Below are 16,485 nucleotides of genomic sequence, written 5' to 3'. Positions count from 1 at the left end.
TCCACTCAGGCCGCACATCGGGGGTAGCCCCGCCTGCGGCGGGGGCCTTCCGGTGGCAAACTAGACGCTTCCCGATTCAGCGCGATTTGCGTGCGCACGCCTCATGTCCGATCGCAACGAAGCCCACCCGGCGCCACCCAGCCTCCGAATGGCCGCCAGCGTCGTCGTGCTGCGCGAACGAGCCAGCGGCATGGAAGTCTTGCTGTTGCGACGCGCCGTACGCGCGACCGACTTCAGTTCCGATGCCTACGTGTTCCCCGGCGGCGTAGTCGATGCTGGCGACCGGCTGGGCCACCTCGTGTGCGATGCCCTCGACGACGCGACGGCCAGTCGGCGTCTGCAACTGCCCGAGGGGGGCCTCGATTACTACGTGACCGCCATGCGGGAATGCTTCGAGGAAACGGGCGTGTTGTTCGCCGACGATGGCTCTGGCACCCCCGTCGACCAACATCGCCTCGGCATCATGCGCGGCGAACGCGAGGCGCTGCACGAGGGGCGAGTCGATATTGCATCGCTATGCCGCTCGTTCGACGTGCAACTCGCCGCGCAACGTCTGCACTATCTGAGTCATTGGGTCACGCCGCTGGGCTTGGCAAAGCGTTTTGACACACGGTTCTTTCTGGCGAGGCTTCCCGAGGGTCAACAGGTCGAAGTCGATCAGATCGAGACGGCGGCGCACCGATGGATGCGCCCCCGGTACGCCCTCACGCATGCCGATCAACTTCGCCTGCTGCCGCCCACGCGCAAGCTGCTGCAATGGCTGGAGGGCATGGGCACTTCGGATCAGGCGATAGCCGCCGCAGCGGCACTGAAAGGGGTACCGCGCATTCAGCCGCGTCTTGCCAGCGGCAAACGGGGTCGCTGGCCGGTCACACCGGACGAGCCGGCCTGGGCCGAATTGACCCTGACCGATCCGCACGAACAAGGCGCGGGCAGCTACGAGATTGTGCCTGGGCGCGTGGTGACACTGATGCCCGGCACGCTGCGTCTGACCGCGCCGAATCCAGGCATGATGACTGGCCCCGGCACGAATACGTATCTAGTGGGCGGCAGCCCGGACAACGCGTGGGCGGTGATCGATCCGGGCCCCGACGACCCGGCGCACATCGACGCGATCCTGCGCGCCGCTCGCGGCCCCATCCGGCAGATTTTCGTCACCCATACGCACCGCGATCATTCACCCGGCGCGCGCCTGTTAAAAGCGCGGACGGGGGCAACGACCTATGGCATGCGCGCGCGTCATGACGAAGGGCAAGACACAGCCTTCGTGCCCGACGTGACGCTGGCAGACGGCGACGCGGTGACGTTGCCGGACGGCCGTATCCTGCGCGCGATTCATACGCCCGGGCATGCGACCAATCATCTTTGCTATGCATTGGAAGGCGCTGAGCTGGTCTTCACCGGCGACCACGTCATGCAAGGCTCGACAGTCGTCATCAACCCGCCTGACGGGCATATGGCGACCTATCTGGCGTCGCTTGCGAAACTGGCCGCGCTCGCGCCCGAGTGGCTCGCCCCTGGGCATGGCTTTGTGATGGATCGGCCGGCGCAACGAATTGCCCGGCTCATTGCGCATCGGCTCGCGCGCGAGGCCCGCGCGCTCAATGCGCTTGCGCAGATAGGGCCGACGACGATCGAGACGCTCATACCGGTGGTGTATGCAGATGTGCCCGTGTCACGGCACGCCGTCGCTCGGCGCTCCTTGCAGGCGCATCTGGAGAAACTCGCGGAGGACGGTCTCGCGTCGGTGTCGGCAGACGGTCAATGGCGGCGACATGCCGGTGCTGCGACGGGGAATTGAGACTGCCCCCGGGACTGGTGTCATTCGTACGAATCGCCGCCAAGCAACTCGTCGACGATGCGCTCTCCGGCCTTACGCCCGGCCATCTCGGCGTCGACACGATTGTCGCGATGCCCGTCAGGGGATCGCACCTCCGGCCCCTCCGGTTTGCCGTGTTTGATGACCTGCACCAGATAGTCCCAGGGTCCGGCGTACTCCTTCTGAAAGGCGCGCACGCGAACTTGATAACCTGCGCGGTATTCGTAGACCTGCTCATGCGATGCGTAGTTCATAACAGACTCCGGTTGGCGGGATGCAGGAAATGGCATGTCGAACGGGGTGGCTCGTGTTCGGCGCGAAAAGGTTGACTCGCATGGGTTCATGGCACATCGACGACGATGGGCTCGGTGCGCACGCCACTGGCAATCGCGTTGGCGGCAAGCTTGACGATCTCGTCTTCGGCATCCATGAACTGATCGAAGAGTGCTTCGCCGCTGGCGTCGGCATTTGCGAGACGATTGAGTGCGGCCCGCCCTATCTGGCAGTTGAAAACGCTGCCATCGACGTTGACGTAAAAACGCACGAACTCGCCGTCGTTTCCGAGTCCGATGCCGCCGTGCAGAAAGGAACTCATTGCCACCTCCGCTGCGCCCTGAAAGTCGAAAAACACCTTACGCTTTCAAAAAGCGTAGCACGTTCGAATTCAATAAGTGACATCGGCACGTTTCACCTAGCACACGGCGGAGGGCGGCGCAGACGAAAAAAGACCCACCTGGGGGTGGGTCTTGAAACCGGGTCGCATGGGGCACCATGACCACCCGGGAAGACAGGGTCATGTGAACATGACGGATTCATTATGGACGGCCTCGCTCGCACTGGCGGCAGGCGCCGGACGCGGTATTAGACATAGATCAAACTTTGTCAGTCTTTGTTCAGGGGGGGGGCCCCGCCAAGGGATGCTATGAATCGCTCTCATACGACGTCACGCCCGCAGGCGGCCAATCCACCTGGCTGGATCATTCTCACCGGAGTGTTTTATGTACGAAGACGAGGTTAAAGTCGGCCTGAATCTACTTGAAATTGCGACCAATGCGAACGAAGGGATCACCTCCCAGGAGCGATTGCAGAGGTTAAGCGAGGGGATTCAGGCGATTGCGGTCAAGATGTTCGTCACGACGCCGGACCATCGCGCCCATCTCGCAGCCAAGATGCATGAAGCATGCGACGCCTTGCGTGACGTCATCACCGCTGACAAATCGCTGAGCAGTACCGAAGTCGCCGAGTTGTGCGCAAGGCATGAAGGACATTACGCCGAGATCGAGAGTTGGGCGTCCAAGGCCGAACAGTTCGCGAATCATCGGATCAAAGCGGGTGAAGTGGTAAAGCGCCACCTGCATAAGATCTGAAGACTCGTCGGAAGCGCCCCTCACGGGTGGCGCAAAACTGTCCGACCGATTCGCGAGTGTGCAGCGTGCTTCAGAGGATGCAAAAATGACGCGGCCACCTCAATGCCCGGCACATGAATTTCTTGGAAATTTTCCCTGACCGGGAGAGGACTTGTCGCGAACAACGCTACGAACTACAAGGGAATTTCGGGGTGACCGATGGGACTCGAACCCACGACGACTGGAATCACAATCCGGTTATCAAATAGCAATTTTTCTTTTTTTAGGCTGTTAGGGTGTCCCGATTGTCAATTCTCATAGCTGGACATGCAACGGTGCGACAAGGCTTTCCGGCCGCCCGTTGACAAGAAATCGACAGAGAGGGGCCAACGCTTGAAGCCGTATTTGCCAGTGCGTCCCAAAGATACCCCCAATGGCCTGCGCAAAAATTCAGCACGAAAATTCGGGGCTCTGCGAGGAGTTTACGAGCCGGTATTAGGCGCGATTGGGAAGCAGCGCGATCCTCCCCCTACGTGCCCCACCGGCATCGGCTCACGGGAACAGAACTGCGGCGTAGTTGCGAGCGCTGTGGAGGATATGGACGACGTCAATTCGGTCGTCCGACTCGACCACACGATAGAAGATCTGGTAGTTGCCATAGACGCGATGGCGGATACCGTAACGCTCATAACGCGGTACCACGGGGAACGCTAGCGGCATCTCAGCAAGACTCAAGCACTTGTCTCGCAGTTCCTGAATGAACGTCACGGCACGGCGCGGATTGTCCCGCGCGATGTAGTCACCAATGGCTTCGAGGTCGACGATGGCTTCGGGCAGTAAGTGAACGATCATGCCTTGTCGTTCACCATCGCCTGATACTTCTTTTCGAGACGGTCGAACACGTCGGCGGCCGGTTGGCCCCGACCTGCTTCCGCGTCGGCAATGCCCTTCTCAACGACGGCATCGAGCGCAGCAAGCTGGGTCTCACGATCCTGAATGAGTCGCACGCCTTCGCGCAAAACCTCACTCTTCGAGCCGTAACGGCCCGTCGCCACAAGCTCGGCAATGTAGCTCTCAAGCTGTCGCCCAAGTTCAGCGCTAATCATGATTTCCTCAGTTAGGGGGCTTGGCTGGAATAGTTGGAATTTTATCACCATTGATAATAGTTATCAAATTGCATGCCCAGCCCGATGTCGGGAACGGGAGTTGTTTGTCGAGTCCCGACCGAGTACTCAGAATATTCGGAAGTTACTGAAACTCAGGGCACAGCACGCCTGCGATGATGAATTCAGCCGCTAACACGGCTAAATCCACTGGCATCTAAGGAGACTTTGATGAGCGATTCAAACGACAATGGCGGAAAGGATGGAGGAAACGGCGAACTCGACCTCCCCAAGTCGTTGACGCGTGAAGGGCATGTTGTCTGGTTCCACGAATACAGGAAGTACCTCGGTTACGCTTGGGACGAGACAGCAGGAGAAATCAGGCGAGCACATGTGTCCGACCCTGAGCATGCGATTTACTTCGAGACGTTCGCAGAAGCGATGGTAGCGACGGATAGGTTGATGGGGCCCCACGTCATTCTTCACGCGGCGAAGCGGGGCGAGAAACCGCGATTGGTGCGGTAACCGTTGTTGCGGCCCATCCAATGCGGTGGGCCGTTATCCGCTATCTCTAGATTCACCCTCGCATTTTGCTATGCGGCCACAGGCGTTTCGCACGATGGGCGTAGCCGGCATGTTCACTTATCTCACCGGCTTCCGGGCCGCAGAGGTGCGCCCGTACCACATATCCGGAATAAGTGACGACGGCGTGATGGTCGTCAGCGCAAAGCGAAAGCTTGGCGAGGCAGTGACGCGCAAACTGCGGAAGTGGTCGCCTCGCTTGCGGGTGGTCGTCGAGCGTGCGAAGCGCGAGCGGAAAGTGTCGAGCGTGTTCCTGTTCCCGAATCGCAGGGGGTGGCCTTACACGAAAAGCGGTTGGAACTCAGTGTGGCAGGACGCGATGTACTCGTATATCGGCGAGAAGGATGAGACGATCGCGCAAGAATTCAAGGCGAAGAAGGCCCGCGAAGCTGCACAGCGCAAGGGGGAAAATGTGGATGACTTGGCGCTCAAACTCACGAAGCGTCCGGCCTATTTCTCGCTTCTCGACATCCGCCCCACTGCCATCACGAAAAAGCTCGAGAAGCGTGCCGCCGATGCGTACGATTTTGCCGCACACACGAACCCGTCGACAACGCACCGACACTACGATCGACGCAGAACGAAGATCGCTGATGCTACTGAATGAATTCCGAATTTGGGATTTTCGTTCCGAATTTCACTGCATGGAACGATTGAGATAGCGGCAACGCTACGAACTACAAGGGAATTTTGGGGTGACCGATGGGACTCGAACCCACGACGACTGGAATCACAATCCAGGACTCTACCAACTGAGCTACGGCCACCGCCGTGATCAGCAACTTGACTTGCTTGCTGAACAGAAACAAGATTATAGCGACGTTTTTATTGCGCTGCCAAGCACTTTTTTCACCGCTTCGGAATATTTCTTCGCTCTCGTGCACGATCGATGCGCGACATCGTCATCTAACGCGGCGAACGCACGCGAAGCAGGTTCGTTCGCCGCCTCAAGATCACGCTGCTGCTAACGACTCTGCATCGTCTCGCTCGGAAACCGCACCCGCACGCAACTGTGCACGCGCCTCTTCGAACGCGCCGATGCCTGCCTTCAAACGCTTCGGATCGGATAGCACACGACGCCATCCGCGTGCGCCCGGCACGCCCCGATATAGCCCCAAAGCATGACGCGTGATCCCGCCAAGATACTTACCCTTCTCCACTTGTGCCGCAGCGTACTCGATCAGCGCGTCTTCCACTTCCTCGCGTGATTTCACCGGCGACGTGTCGCCATAGAAGCGCGCGTCGACGTGCGCCAGCACGTAGGGATTGTGATATGCCTCCCGGCCCAGCATCACGCCGTCGACATGCTGCAAATGCAGTTCGACTTCATCAAGCGTCTTCACACCGCCGTTAATCAGAATCTCGAGTTGCGGGAAGACTTGCTTGAGACGATACGCATAGTCGTACTTGAGCGGCGGAATCTCGCGATTCTCCTTCGGACTCAATCCCTTCAGAATCGCATTGCGCGCATGAACGATGAACGTCGTGCAACCGGCCTCTGCAATCTTGCCGACGAAGTCCTCGACGAACGAGAACGACTCGACGTCGTCGATCCCGATGCGATGTTTGACCGTCACTGGCACCTGCACCACGTCGCGCATCGCTTTCACACAGTCGGCCACCAGTTCCGGCTCGGCCATCAGACAAGCGCCGAACGCACCGCGCTGCACACGCTCCGACGGACAACCGCAGTTCAGGTTGATCTCGTCGTACCCCCACTGCTCGCCTAGCGTCGCGGCGCGCGCGAGATCCTGCGGCTCACTTCCGCCAAGCTGCAGTGCAACGGGATGCTCCACGGCATCAAAGTCGAGATGGCGCGCGACGTCGCCATGCAGCAGCGCACCGGTCGTGACCATCTCGGTATACAGCCACATATGGCGCGAAAGCTGACGATGAAAGACGCGACAGTTCGAATCCGTCCAATCCATCATCGGCGCGACGCTGACGCGGCGGGAGGGTAAATTCATTGAAAATCTCTTACAAAACAGTCGATTACAGCAAAAAGCGTAGTGCCCGATTTCCCAATTTTAGACGCCATTTAGGCTCGTTTTAGCACACAAGTGCTACGGTGTAGCACCGAAAAAAGCCGTGTAGCACCGACGAAAACCTATGGGAACAATCTCAGTACGGGAACGAAAGGACAAAAGTATAGGGTATACGGCACAGATCCGCCTGAAGCGGGACGGCCGGGTGGCGTATACCGAGGCACGGACGTTTGACCGCAGGCAAGCTGCGGCGGCGTGGATCATCAAAAGAGAGAAGGAGTTAGCTCGACCTGGCGGGCTCGAAGCCGCAGCGCAAGCCGATCCCCTCTTTAGCGAGGTCATCGGGAAGTACGTCCGCGAGTCCATCAAGGAAATCGGACGCACGAAGGCCCAAGTTCTGAACGCCGTCGCGCGAGCGCCAATCGGCGAAAAGCGTTGCAGCGAGTTGGGGAGTGCCGACTACGTTGAATTTGCCAAAAGCCTCGACGTCCTTCCACAAACGGCGAGCAACTATATGTCCCACATCGGGGCAGTCGTCAATGTCGCCCGCCCCGCTTGGGGCTATCCACTGTCTGAGCAAGCCTTGAAGGATGCGCGACGAGTCCTATCTCATCTCGGTCATACGGCCAAGTCCGCAAAAAGGGAAAGACGCGCAAGCTTTGCTGAACTGGATCTGCTACTTGAGCATTTCGTTGGCATCCGCAAAAGGCATCCGAATAGCGCACCGATGCAATACATAGTCCCGTTCGCTATGTTCTCGACTCGGCGTCAAGAGGAGATCGTTACGATCAAGTGGTCGAACTTGGATAGGGAGGGATCGCGGATATTGGTTCGGGACATGAAACACCCCGGTCAGAAAATCGGCAACGACGTTTGGTGCGACCTTCCCCCAGAAGCCATGCGCATTCTTTCGGCGATACCGCGACACGAAGGGGAAGACCGAATTTTCCCCCACACCACGGATGCGGTCGGCGCAGCGTTCACGCGCGCATGCAAGTTTCTACAAATTGAAGACTTTAGATTTCACGACCTGCGCCATGAGGGCACTAGCTGGCTGTTCGAGCAAGGTCTGTCGATACCTCGTGTGGCCGCCGTAACCGGCCACCGGAGTTGGGCAAGCCTAAAGAGATACACGCATATCCGCCAGACGGGCAATCGATTCGCCGACTGGCCCTGGCTTGCGAGACTAGCCCCGGCAATGGACGCATGACTCAGCAAGCACCTGAGCGTGACAAAGCGCAGCGCCAAGATTTGACTCGTAAGCTATTAACCTTGGGTGGGGGTGGTTGGGAGGCTTATGGGGTTGCGGATGGGGCGTTAACTATTTTGGGGTGTTACGGCGCGAGGATAAGTCGTTGATTTTATGGTAGGGGGGATTTGAGGCGTGGTGCGGAATTGGGTCGAAAAGGTCGGCATTGCGATGGCGGCTTTCGACCCACTTCTGCCGGTCGACCCGCCTTCCCATCCATGGGCGTTTCCGACGTACAACGGCCATTCGCGTGGCTCGACCCAATCGCGCGGCGTGCTCGATGCCGTCCAACGATGCGATCAACGGGGGAGCCGTTTTTGCCGGTTGGCCGCACCGAAACGCTAGACGGCCGTGTTTCAATTCACCTCACTACAAAACCAACGCTACACTTTGGGATTTACAGCGCTATAAACCGGCCGAAGACCAACGGGGGAAACATGAAACCGGGTGAAAAATCAGCGAATTACGTCCTTGATGAAGAAGAAGCACTGACGCCGAGCCCAAATGGGGACGGCGGTGGTGTCGGCAAACCACCGGTCGATACTAATGCTCCCGGTACCTCGCCTTCCGGCGCGCCCCCAGATCGCCCTCCGCAATCGCCACTGGCGCAACTAGCGGGCGAATTCGTGAGCCGGACTGACGACATGCGTCGCGCCGCAAGGATTACGATGAATGCGATCCTTGCGCATTTCAAAGCGAAAATCGATGAGTGCCTAGAAACTATTAGCCCGCATATAGATGAGAAAGAAACTGACAGCTTTACCGTCAGAATGCCCGACGACATCCGAGAGCGTACCGCGCTCATCGCGGCGTTGACCGAGTACACACGCCTCAATAAATCCAAGATGGGAACTATTGTTGAGCGAAGCTTGTTCATTGGTTTGTTTAGCGAATTCGATGCTTTTATCGGAAACCTACTTACAATAATTTATGAGAAACAACCCGAGTTACTAAAGAGTGTAAAGCGGGAGGTTACGCTAGCAGAGCTACTGGAATTTGACACGCTAGACGCCGCAAAAAAAGACATGCTTGAAAAGGAGATCGACTCTTTCAGGAGGGAAAGCTATGTAGAACAATTCTCGCTTCTCGAAAACAAATTTGGCTTAAAAACGCTGAAAAAATTCCCCGAGTGGCATGAATTCGTTGAAATCGGGCAGCGCCGGAACCTGATGACGCACAACGATGGGATCGTTAGCGAGCAATATCTTGGTGTCTGCAAAAAAGAGGGTTGCCAACTTGATCCGAAGCTCACGGCCGGCGAAACACTAACCGTCGGCGCCTCATATTATTTCAGGGCTTGCCATGTACTTTCACTTGTCGCTTTTATGCTTGTATATACCTTGTGGCGAAAGGTCTTGCCTGCAGAATCTGACATTGCAAACGAACATATACGCTTAGCAGTCTACGATGAGCTTCGCAGGAAAAACTGGCAGCTTGCAGCAAGTATGGGAGCATTTTCACTTTCACCTGAAATGCAAAAAGGTGCAGACGAACTAAACATTAGAATTAGAAACATAAATCTAGCAATTGCATATAAAAAAATCAAAAAAACCGACGAATGCTTAAGAGTTTTGAAATCCTGCGACTGGACCGCCTCCATAAGAGATTTCAAGCTTGCTGTTGCCGTCCTAAAAGACGAATACGAAACGGCAGCGGATTTGATGAGACAAATCGGGAAATGTGGAGAACTGGTTCATCAAGGGGCGTACCACGATTGGCCGCTATTTTCCGAATTCCGCGATCGGGACGAATTTTTTAAGGCGTATCTCGACGTATATGGGCACGATTATCATGCAAAACGCGACGAGGAACCCGACGCTCTCACCGTACCAAGCCGCTTACCAAACATAGCGGCAGCGGAGGTGTTAGATATCGGCACCGAGGCAGTCGCTGCGCCTGTTGAAATCGATTCCGCTGCAGGTGAGTCTGCTCCCCGGAAAAAGCCGAAACCGCGACTCAAGCCAGTCCCACCAAAAAGCGACTGATTGTTAAAACAAAAAAGCCTCGAGGTACGCACAAGGCGCTAAAACATGAATCGGCTTGCCTCCTTCAGCTATACCTGGACCTGGCAAGCCGACGCCTGGGTTTTTCGCGGAGGCGACTCTCAACAACACTTCGTGCTCATCCAAGGGCTACCCATTTACCCTAGGAAATGAGGTCACTTCGTAGGATCTACCCTGTCACCCTTCCGCTCCTGCACGTAGTGCTCCGTCATCGTCAGCGACAGATGACCAAGCTGTCGCTGAGCGGCCCGAATCTTCCCGGACGAGGCGCGCTTGTCGGTCCCCGCCTTCGCACGCAGACCCTAATTGAACTCTTGGTCGGGGTGGCGGCGAACATCATGAACTGAACGACCGCTTCTCGGATGGGAGGCGACGCCCGAAGGTCCGAGCGGCAGAGCGGGCGAATGACCCTTGATGGCCGATAGGCGACGACCACATTCGGCCGCCATTGGGGGAGCGACGCCCTGCTTGCTATAGCAGCAAAAGCAGCCCTCGCCACACCATGCACTCCGAGCGAGTTCCGAATCTCCCACATTGAAGCCGGAATTTTCTAATTCAAGGTGCTCGGGTATCCGGGGGAGGTCACCGCAAAGAAGCCTTTGCGACGGCGGTTCCGACCCAAAGCAGTCGTTCGATATACGGTCCACACACTGATATGATTCCCGTCTTAATGAGAGAAATCGAGACGAACCAACAATGAAACTCGACGTCGAGCGAAAGCTGGCAAACGACGCGCCGACTCCTGCACAGGTGGCTCGTGCGCTCAAAGCGCTGCGAAGCTACGGAAAGTCGTCCTATGCGTCGTTAACCGATGATTCGGGCAACTACGTGCAGGTAGCCGGTGGTGGCGTCAGTTGCATGATTGAGCGCTTCGAATTCGGCGCGAAACGATGGAGGGCGTTCCATGACAAGCCCTCGCCGGTACGCCCAGACGGCACGATCCTGGTCTTCGGAGCAGGCCACATTCCGATGCGCGCAGATGAATGGTTCATGGCCGATCAAGTTGTCGAAGTGTTCTTGGCGTTCCTCAATGGAACACCGTATCCGTCATTTGTTCAGTGGCGCCTGGCGCCCGAATAGTGACCCTACCGCAGCCTGAATACTGTCGATATCGATTGAATCAAGAATCGCGACGGAGAATCCTGCATGACACCAAGCGCGCGAGTCCGAACGATCGATAGAGATGAGGCCACGTCACTTCGGCGCTTGCTAGCTGCGGATTGGACACTTGATTCGGCCGTGTTGAGTCAGATGTCGTGGAAGGCAATCGAAATCGATGACAAAGCCCTATTCGATGGAGACGCCGACCGTATTGGGGCCGCGTTTCGGGCCGTAGGCGCAGAGCACTTTTACGTGGTGAAAGTGAGCGAACTTCTCCCCACTAGCGCATTGATCAGGGGGTATGAGTTTCCTTCCACTAGCGCCGGAATCGAAGCGTTTCAGGGGGCAGATTGGTTTGAATTGAATTTGGATGACTGTCTGTTGGTGACATCGCCGCTTCGCGGCGTAGTTCTCCGGCCAGGTACCGTAACGACGACATTCATTGCGGGTGAGAAGGCATTCGTTGATGCAGCATCTCAACCTGGCCGGTCCACTTCCGCTGTTTACACGTAAATGGGGCCACTTGGCTCTGTTTACGCTTCTGGTGCCCGGTAGCTCGCAGATCCTCTCGTCTACCAAGAAGAATCCCTATTGAGGCATCGGAATGTTCTGAATTGCAGCGAGTGACCTAGAATGCAACTCCGACCGAGTGGTGCCCTCGAAATCGGATCGTTAATCTAATTCCCGTCGCGCTCCAAACGCGGCCGGGTTTGGCGACCCGAAAGATGTTTTCGGGCACACAGCCGCGATGTTTGCGGCTTTCGTGTGCGCTGTGCCGCGCCTCTGCGTCAACGGGCGGGCCTGGATTGGGACACCTTCGGGTGTGCCGCCTAATCCGAATCATCAGCGGTTCGCCAACCTAGTCCAGTGCCCGCCCACCCCTGCGCAATGCAGCGGGTGGCGGGGTTCTCAGATTGGCTAGATCGAGGTGCCCCACATGACCTGTAATCCCCCAGCAGTTTTCCCCATCCGCTCGTCCGTAGACAAGCTCAGCACTCTCGCCGAACGTATCCTCGTGCTCACGACATGTACGACCACAGACGCGGGCAAGGAAATGCCTCACCGCTTCCTTCTCGCGATCTTCGAAGAGCTTGGCGAAATGACAGTCGAACTCGTCTGCGAATGCCACAAGTTGAAAGCTGACTTTCTCGACGTATAGTCGTCACCTAGCAGTTCATCTGACTCTGCCAACGGCATGGCCCCCCGCATGTTTCGGCTGCATTCATAGCGCTGCGCTTTACGGCGCTCGCTATCTCAAATCCACGCCACGCCATTCGCCATGCAAGCCATCACTCCCCTCACCTCTGACCCAATCGGAATTTCCCCATATACGGTGCGTTCGCGCGCTGCTTTAATAACTCCACATTCGCGCCACGCTTCCATACGTGGCTTCCGTTTGGGTTTAGTTTTTTCAGTGCATAGCAGTACGGGCGCGCACTGGCCTATCTCCACTTCCGGCGGCAGAAGCCAGAAGTCGATCTGCGCTCAAAAGCGTATGCTGGGGCAATTAAACGAGAGCTCGGCCAAGATCCCATCGCGGGCAGTGTCCATCGTCGTACTGCGGCCATCATCCAAAATTCCCTATCTCACCCAGCAGGTAACACCGTCGTAACCCAACCTCATCCGTTGGTTCGTTCGTTGACGTTTGTATTTCCGTAAGCCGGTCGTCTTTCAAGGCGTCTAGCGTCGGGAGTGTCAGCGCCGTACCCGGAGAGAGGGTTGCGTATGCGTGCTTGCGGAGTCCGGGCGGTTATCGCGCGGCTCAGCGCGGCCCGCGTGACCGAGCAGCGGGTATGACCTCGCGCGTTCGCCACTACCTCATTCCTTTGCATCCCGGCTCTCATGCCGAACCTTTCAGCCTCAATGGCGCGCTATCGCTCGTCTTGTACGCGAAGGGTTACGGACAGAAGTTTGGAAGCACTGCGCGCGCCCGCCGCCCGCAGGGGCGAGGACGGCGGGCGCACGAAGTGCGCCCATAGACTTGTACTACTAATACTTAACGTACAAGTCATCGGAATCGCCGGCCAGATCAGGCACGACAGGAACACCTACCCCCAAGCAGTCATCGGCGCGACGCTGACGCGGCGGGGTGTTGAATTCATGCAAAATCCCTTACAAAACAGGCGAGTGCGGCGAAAACATAGCAGCTCATTTCCATTGTTTTTGCTCATTTTCGCCCGTGTTGGCACCCGAGTGCTACGCTGTAACATCAAAAAAGCCATGTACCCACCGACATAACCTATAGGCGCAATCGCGATACAGGAACGAAAGGACAAAAGCATAGGGGATACCGCACAGATCCGCCTCAAGCGAGGCGGCCGGGTGATCTATTCCGAGGCGCGGACGTTCGATCGCAAACCCGCTGCGGCCATGCGGATTGCCAAGAGAGAAGGAACTGCTCGGCCTGGCGCTCTCGAAGCCACGGCGCAAGCCGACCCGCCGCTCGACGAGGTGCGGACGGACGAAGGCCCAGGTTTTGACTCAATAGGCTATTTACCCTTGGCTGTTGGTGGCTGGGAGGCTTGTGGGGTAAGGGGTTTCGGGTGGGGGCTTTACTTTTTCGGGGTGTCGGCTGCGGAAGGGAAGCTTTTGATTTTTAAGGAGAGGGGATTTTGGGTATTAGTAAGGGTGGCGGCGGCTGATAGGGCCGAAAAAGAAGGCTCTGAGACGACGATTTTCGACCCGAATCGGCCTGTCGTTGCGCTTGTAACCGGTCATTCATCTCGCGGTTCTGGCCGCCATATTCTGTCAGCAAACCGTCAGTTGTGATCTCCGGCATGGGTGACGCAGAGGCACTGACGTAGCCTTGGAAACCGCCGATGTGGCACTGATGGGCGGTGATCTGGCCAGGCTGTCGTTTGCCATTGCCTTGAGCCGCGCCTCGCACGCGGTGTTGCCATGTTGATTCATCAGAATGCCACGGTGTTGGTGGTGCTCAACGCCTTGCGTCTCTTGCGTTTTGTGGATGCAAGCACCTGTCGGGCTACGCCAACCGGCGCACAGTAATTCCGCTGTCCGCGCAATCGTATCTGCGCGAGCAGCTTGGAAGAAATCAAACCAAGGATCATCGTCATGGAAATCAAAGTTTTGGGTCTGGGGTGCAGTAAGTGCCACGTCACCATCGAGATGATCAAGCGGGTGGCCAACGCCGCTGGTGTCGCGGTGGAGATCACCAAAATCGAGAACCCCGACGAGATCAAGCGCTTTGGCGTCAAGGCCACACCTGCCGTCATGATCGGTGGCCAGATCGTGCACAGCGGCGGCTTGCCATCGCATGAAGAAGTGCAGGCCTGGCTCAGGCCACAGCCCCAGTCACAACCCTTGGCCTTTCTGAACCATCCGACCCGGCACCTCTTCTATACAGGAAAAGGCGGGGTTGGCAAGACGTCCTTGTCCACTGCGACCGCGCTGAAGCTGGCAGACGCGGGCAAGAAGGTGCTGCTGGTCAGCACCGACGCCGCATCGAACCTCGATGAAATGCTGGGCATCGAGCTTCGCAACATCCCCACCCCCGTGCCAGGCGCACCGGGCCTGTCGGTGCTCAACATCGACCCCGACGTGGCGGCCGAGACCTACCGCCAGCGCGTGCTGGCGCAGATGGAGGCGCAAGCCACTGAGGCCGAGCGCGCCACGGTGCGTGAGCAACTCTCTGGCTCATGCACCACCGAGATCGCCTCGTTCGACGAGTTCTCAAACCTTCTTGCGGGTGATGCGGCTGAATACCACCACATCGTGTTCGACACGGCGCCCACGGGGCACACGCTGCGCCTGCTGAGCCTGCCCAAAGCCTGGAGCGGCTTTCTCAAGGACAACGACCGGGGCGCCTCCTGCTTGGGGCCGCATTCGGGCCTGAAGATGCAGGAAGTGCGCTTCAATGCAGCCCTCACTGCCTTGTGCGATCCAGCGCTCACCACCGTCGTGCTGGTGGCGCGCGCCGACCGCAGCGCATTGGCCGAGGCGGCTCGTACTTCTGAAGAGTTACGGGGGCTTGGCTTGAACAACCAGCAGTTGATGATCAACGGCGTGTTCAAAGCCACCGACCCGAACGATGCTGTGGCACGCGCCATCGAGGCCCTAGGCCAACAAGCGCTGGATGCCATGCCCGAGGCCTTGCGCGCCTTGCCCCAAAGCACTGTGCCTTTGCGGGCCTTTGACACGGTCGGCTTGCCCGCCTTGCGCGCCTTGTTGACCGACGCGCCTCCAGCCAATGGGCAGGGTAGATCCATGATCGATGAAACGCCACTATCCACAGAGCACATTGACAAGCTGGTGGATGAACTGGCTGCTGCCGGCAAAGGCCTGATCATGGTGATGGGCAAGGGTGGCGTCGGCAAGACCACCATTGCAGCGGCGCTGGCCATCGGCCTGGTCAAGCGCGGTCACGCGGTTCACCTCAGCACCACCGACCCGGCGGCCCACCTGGCCATGACGCTCGATGGCGAGTTGCCGGGCCTGCAAGTTGGCCGCATCGATCCCAAGGTGGAGACTCAGCGCTACATCGACAAGATCATGGCGGCGCGCTCGCCCGGGCTGGATGAGCAGGAAAAAGCCTTGCTGCTGGAGGATCTGCAATCGCCCTGCACCGAAGAGGTGGCCGTGTTCCACGCGTTCTCGCGCACGGTGGCCGAAGCCCGCACCGCCTTTGTAGTGCTGGACACGGCGCCCACCGGGCACTCTCTATTGTTGATGGATGCCACGGGCGCCTATCACCGTCAGATGACGCGCGAGTTTGAAGGCAAGGGCCCTCTTCATATGGTCACGCCGCTGATGCGCCTTCAAGATGCCAGCTACACCCGCATCATCCTGGTCACCTTGCCGGAGGTGACGCCGGTGTCCCAAGCGGCCGCGTTGCAAGACGACCTGCGTCGCGCCAAGATCGAGCCTTATGCATGGGTAGTCAACAAATCCATCCTGGCTTCAGGCACGCATGACCCCTTGCTGCAAGCCCGTCTGGATGGCGAGCGGCGGCAAATGGCCAGGCTGTCAGGTGGACTGGCTCAGCGTACGTTTGCCGTGCCATGGGTAGCTCAAGCACCGGTTGGGCTGGCAGCGCTGTCGGCGTTGCTGTCCTCATGACGGCACCGGCACACAAACTGGCGCTTGCTTCCACGTGCTGACGGAGCGAAAGCCATTTGACGTGACCCGCTGCTGCTTCGCTTAGGCCCTACGATGGCAGCCAGCAAACCCTAATCGCCGACTGGCGAGAAACCACCGAGATTGAATGAGATGTGGTGCCGCCGTCCCCGATTTGCGGTAAAGCGAATCGCCTGCAACACGCGCCATCCCTGGATTGGTGC

At 58.0% G+C, this 16,485-nt stretch carries 14 protein-coding genes and 1 tRNA gene; 9 read left to right on the top strand and 6 right to left on the bottom strand.

From position 1 onward, the window contains the following. The first annotated feature begins 103 nt into the window (after window positions 1-103). The gene (locus PCO31110_RS13345; protein WP_150690618.1) at window positions 104-1,801 is read left to right on the top strand and encodes an MBL fold metallo-hydrolase; all 1,698 of its coding nucleotides are present in this window, start codon (window positions 104-106) and stop codon (window positions 1,799-1,801) included. A 20-nt stretch (window positions 1,802-1,821) separates the two neighbouring features. Here PCO31110_RS13345 and PCO31110_RS13340 read toward each other — a convergent pair whose 3' ends face one another. Both PCO31110_RS13340 and PCO31110_RS13335 read right to left on the bottom strand, forming a co-directional pair. Then, on the bottom strand, window positions 1,822-2,073 hold the full coding sequence (locus tag PCO31110_RS13340; RefSeq protein ID WP_010807219.1) for a hypothetical protein: 252 nt from the start codon (window positions 2,071-2,073) through the stop codon (window positions 1,822-1,824). 86 nt (window positions 2,074-2,159) lie between these two features. Next, complete coding sequence (locus tag PCO31110_RS13335) at window positions 2,160-2,414, bottom strand: DUF1488 family protein (RefSeq protein WP_036660901.1); 255 nt, start codon at window positions 2,412-2,414, stop codon at window positions 2,160-2,162. A gap of 403 nt (window positions 2,415-2,817) precedes the next feature. Between PCO31110_RS13335 and PCO31110_RS13330 the strand changes: the two genes are divergently transcribed. Next, complete coding sequence (locus PCO31110_RS13330; protein WP_010807221.1) at window positions 2,818-3,186, top strand: hypothetical protein; 369 nt, start codon at window positions 2,818-2,820, stop codon at window positions 3,184-3,186. A gap of 531 nt (window positions 3,187-3,717) precedes the next feature. Here PCO31110_RS13330 and PCO31110_RS13325 read toward each other — a convergent pair. Together PCO31110_RS13325 and PCO31110_RS13320 are read right to left on the bottom strand one after the other, a co-directional pair. Beyond that, a complete protein-coding gene (locus PCO31110_RS13325; RefSeq protein WP_010807222.1) occupies window positions 3,718-4,017 on the bottom strand; it encodes a type II toxin-antitoxin system RelE/ParE family toxin in 300 nt (99 codons plus the stop codon). After that, entirely contained in the window at window positions 4,014-4,271 is a 258-nt protein-coding gene (locus tag PCO31110_RS13320; RefSeq protein ID WP_150690617.1) for a type II toxin-antitoxin system ParD family antitoxin, read from the bottom strand. The genes PCO31110_RS13325 and PCO31110_RS13320 overlap by 4 nt, the downstream gene beginning before the upstream one ends. Before the next feature lie 228 nt (window positions 4,272-4,499). Between PCO31110_RS13320 and PCO31110_RS13315 the strand changes: the two genes are divergently transcribed. Together PCO31110_RS13315 and PCO31110_RS13310 are read left to right on the top strand one after the other, a co-directional pair. Next, window positions 4,500-4,793: a hypothetical protein gene (locus tag PCO31110_RS13315; protein ID WP_150690616.1), complete on the top strand. Its 294-nt coding sequence runs from the start codon at window positions 4,500-4,502 to the stop codon at window positions 4,791-4,793. Window positions 4,794-4,902: 109 nt separating this feature from the next. Continuing rightward, on the top strand, window positions 4,903-5,457 hold the full coding sequence (locus PCO31110_RS13310) for a site-specific integrase (RefSeq protein WP_150690615.1): 555 nt from the start codon (window positions 4,903-4,905) through the stop codon (window positions 5,455-5,457). A gap of 84 nt (window positions 5,458-5,541) precedes the next feature. On the opposite strand, the gene PCO31110_RS13305 is transcribed toward PCO31110_RS13310, so the two are convergent. Both PCO31110_RS13305 and dusA read right to left on the bottom strand, forming a co-directional pair. Next, a tRNA-His gene (locus PCO31110_RS13305) sits at window positions 5,542-5,617 on the bottom strand. A 186-nt stretch (window positions 5,618-5,803) separates the two neighbouring features. Next, window positions 5,804-6,817, bottom strand: coding sequence for a tRNA dihydrouridine(20/20a) synthase DusA (gene dusA / locus PCO31110_RS13300; protein WP_150690614.1), 1,014 nt, complete (start codon window positions 6,815-6,817; stop codon window positions 5,804-5,806). Between the two features lie 142 nt (window positions 6,818-6,959). Here dusA and PCO31110_RS13295 point away from each other — a divergent pair, with 142 nt between their 5' ends. From PCO31110_RS13295 to arsA, 5 genes are all read left to right on the top strand, one after another. Further along, window positions 6,960-8,045, top strand: a complete 1,086-nt coding sequence (locus tag PCO31110_RS13295) for a site-specific integrase (protein ID WP_150690613.1) — start codon at window positions 6,960-6,962, stop codon at window positions 8,043-8,045. Between the two features lie 476 nt (window positions 8,046-8,521). After that, window positions 8,522-10,069, top strand: a complete 1,548-nt coding sequence (locus PCO31110_RS13290) for a hypothetical protein (RefSeq protein ID WP_150690612.1) — start codon at window positions 8,522-8,524, stop codon at window positions 10,067-10,069. A gap of 714 nt (window positions 10,070-10,783) precedes the next feature. After that, entirely contained in the window at window positions 10,784-11,167 is a 384-nt protein-coding gene (locus PCO31110_RS13280; RefSeq protein ID WP_150690611.1) for a hypothetical protein, read from the top strand. 958 nt (window positions 11,168-12,125) lie between these two features. Then, window positions 12,126-12,347, top strand: coding sequence for a hypothetical protein (locus PCO31110_RS13275; protein WP_150690610.1), 222 nt, complete (start codon window positions 12,126-12,128; stop codon window positions 12,345-12,347). Between the two features lie 1,913 nt (window positions 12,348-14,260). Continuing rightward, window positions 14,261-16,264 (top strand): arsenical pump-driving ATPase, encoded by a 2,004-nt coding sequence (gene arsA, locus PCO31110_RS13270; protein WP_150690609.1) that lies wholly within the window; start codon window positions 14,261-14,263, stop codon window positions 16,262-16,264. The last annotated feature ends 221 nt before the right edge of the window (window positions 16,265-16,485 follow it).

The sequence above is a fragment of the Pandoraea communis genome (assembly GCF_902459745.1).
GTDB lineage: Bacteria > Pseudomonadota > Gammaproteobacteria > Burkholderiales > Burkholderiaceae > Pandoraea > Pandoraea communis.
The sequence above is the reverse complement of the archived record's forward strand: the minus strand, read 5'-3'. Positions and strand labels throughout refer to the sequence as shown.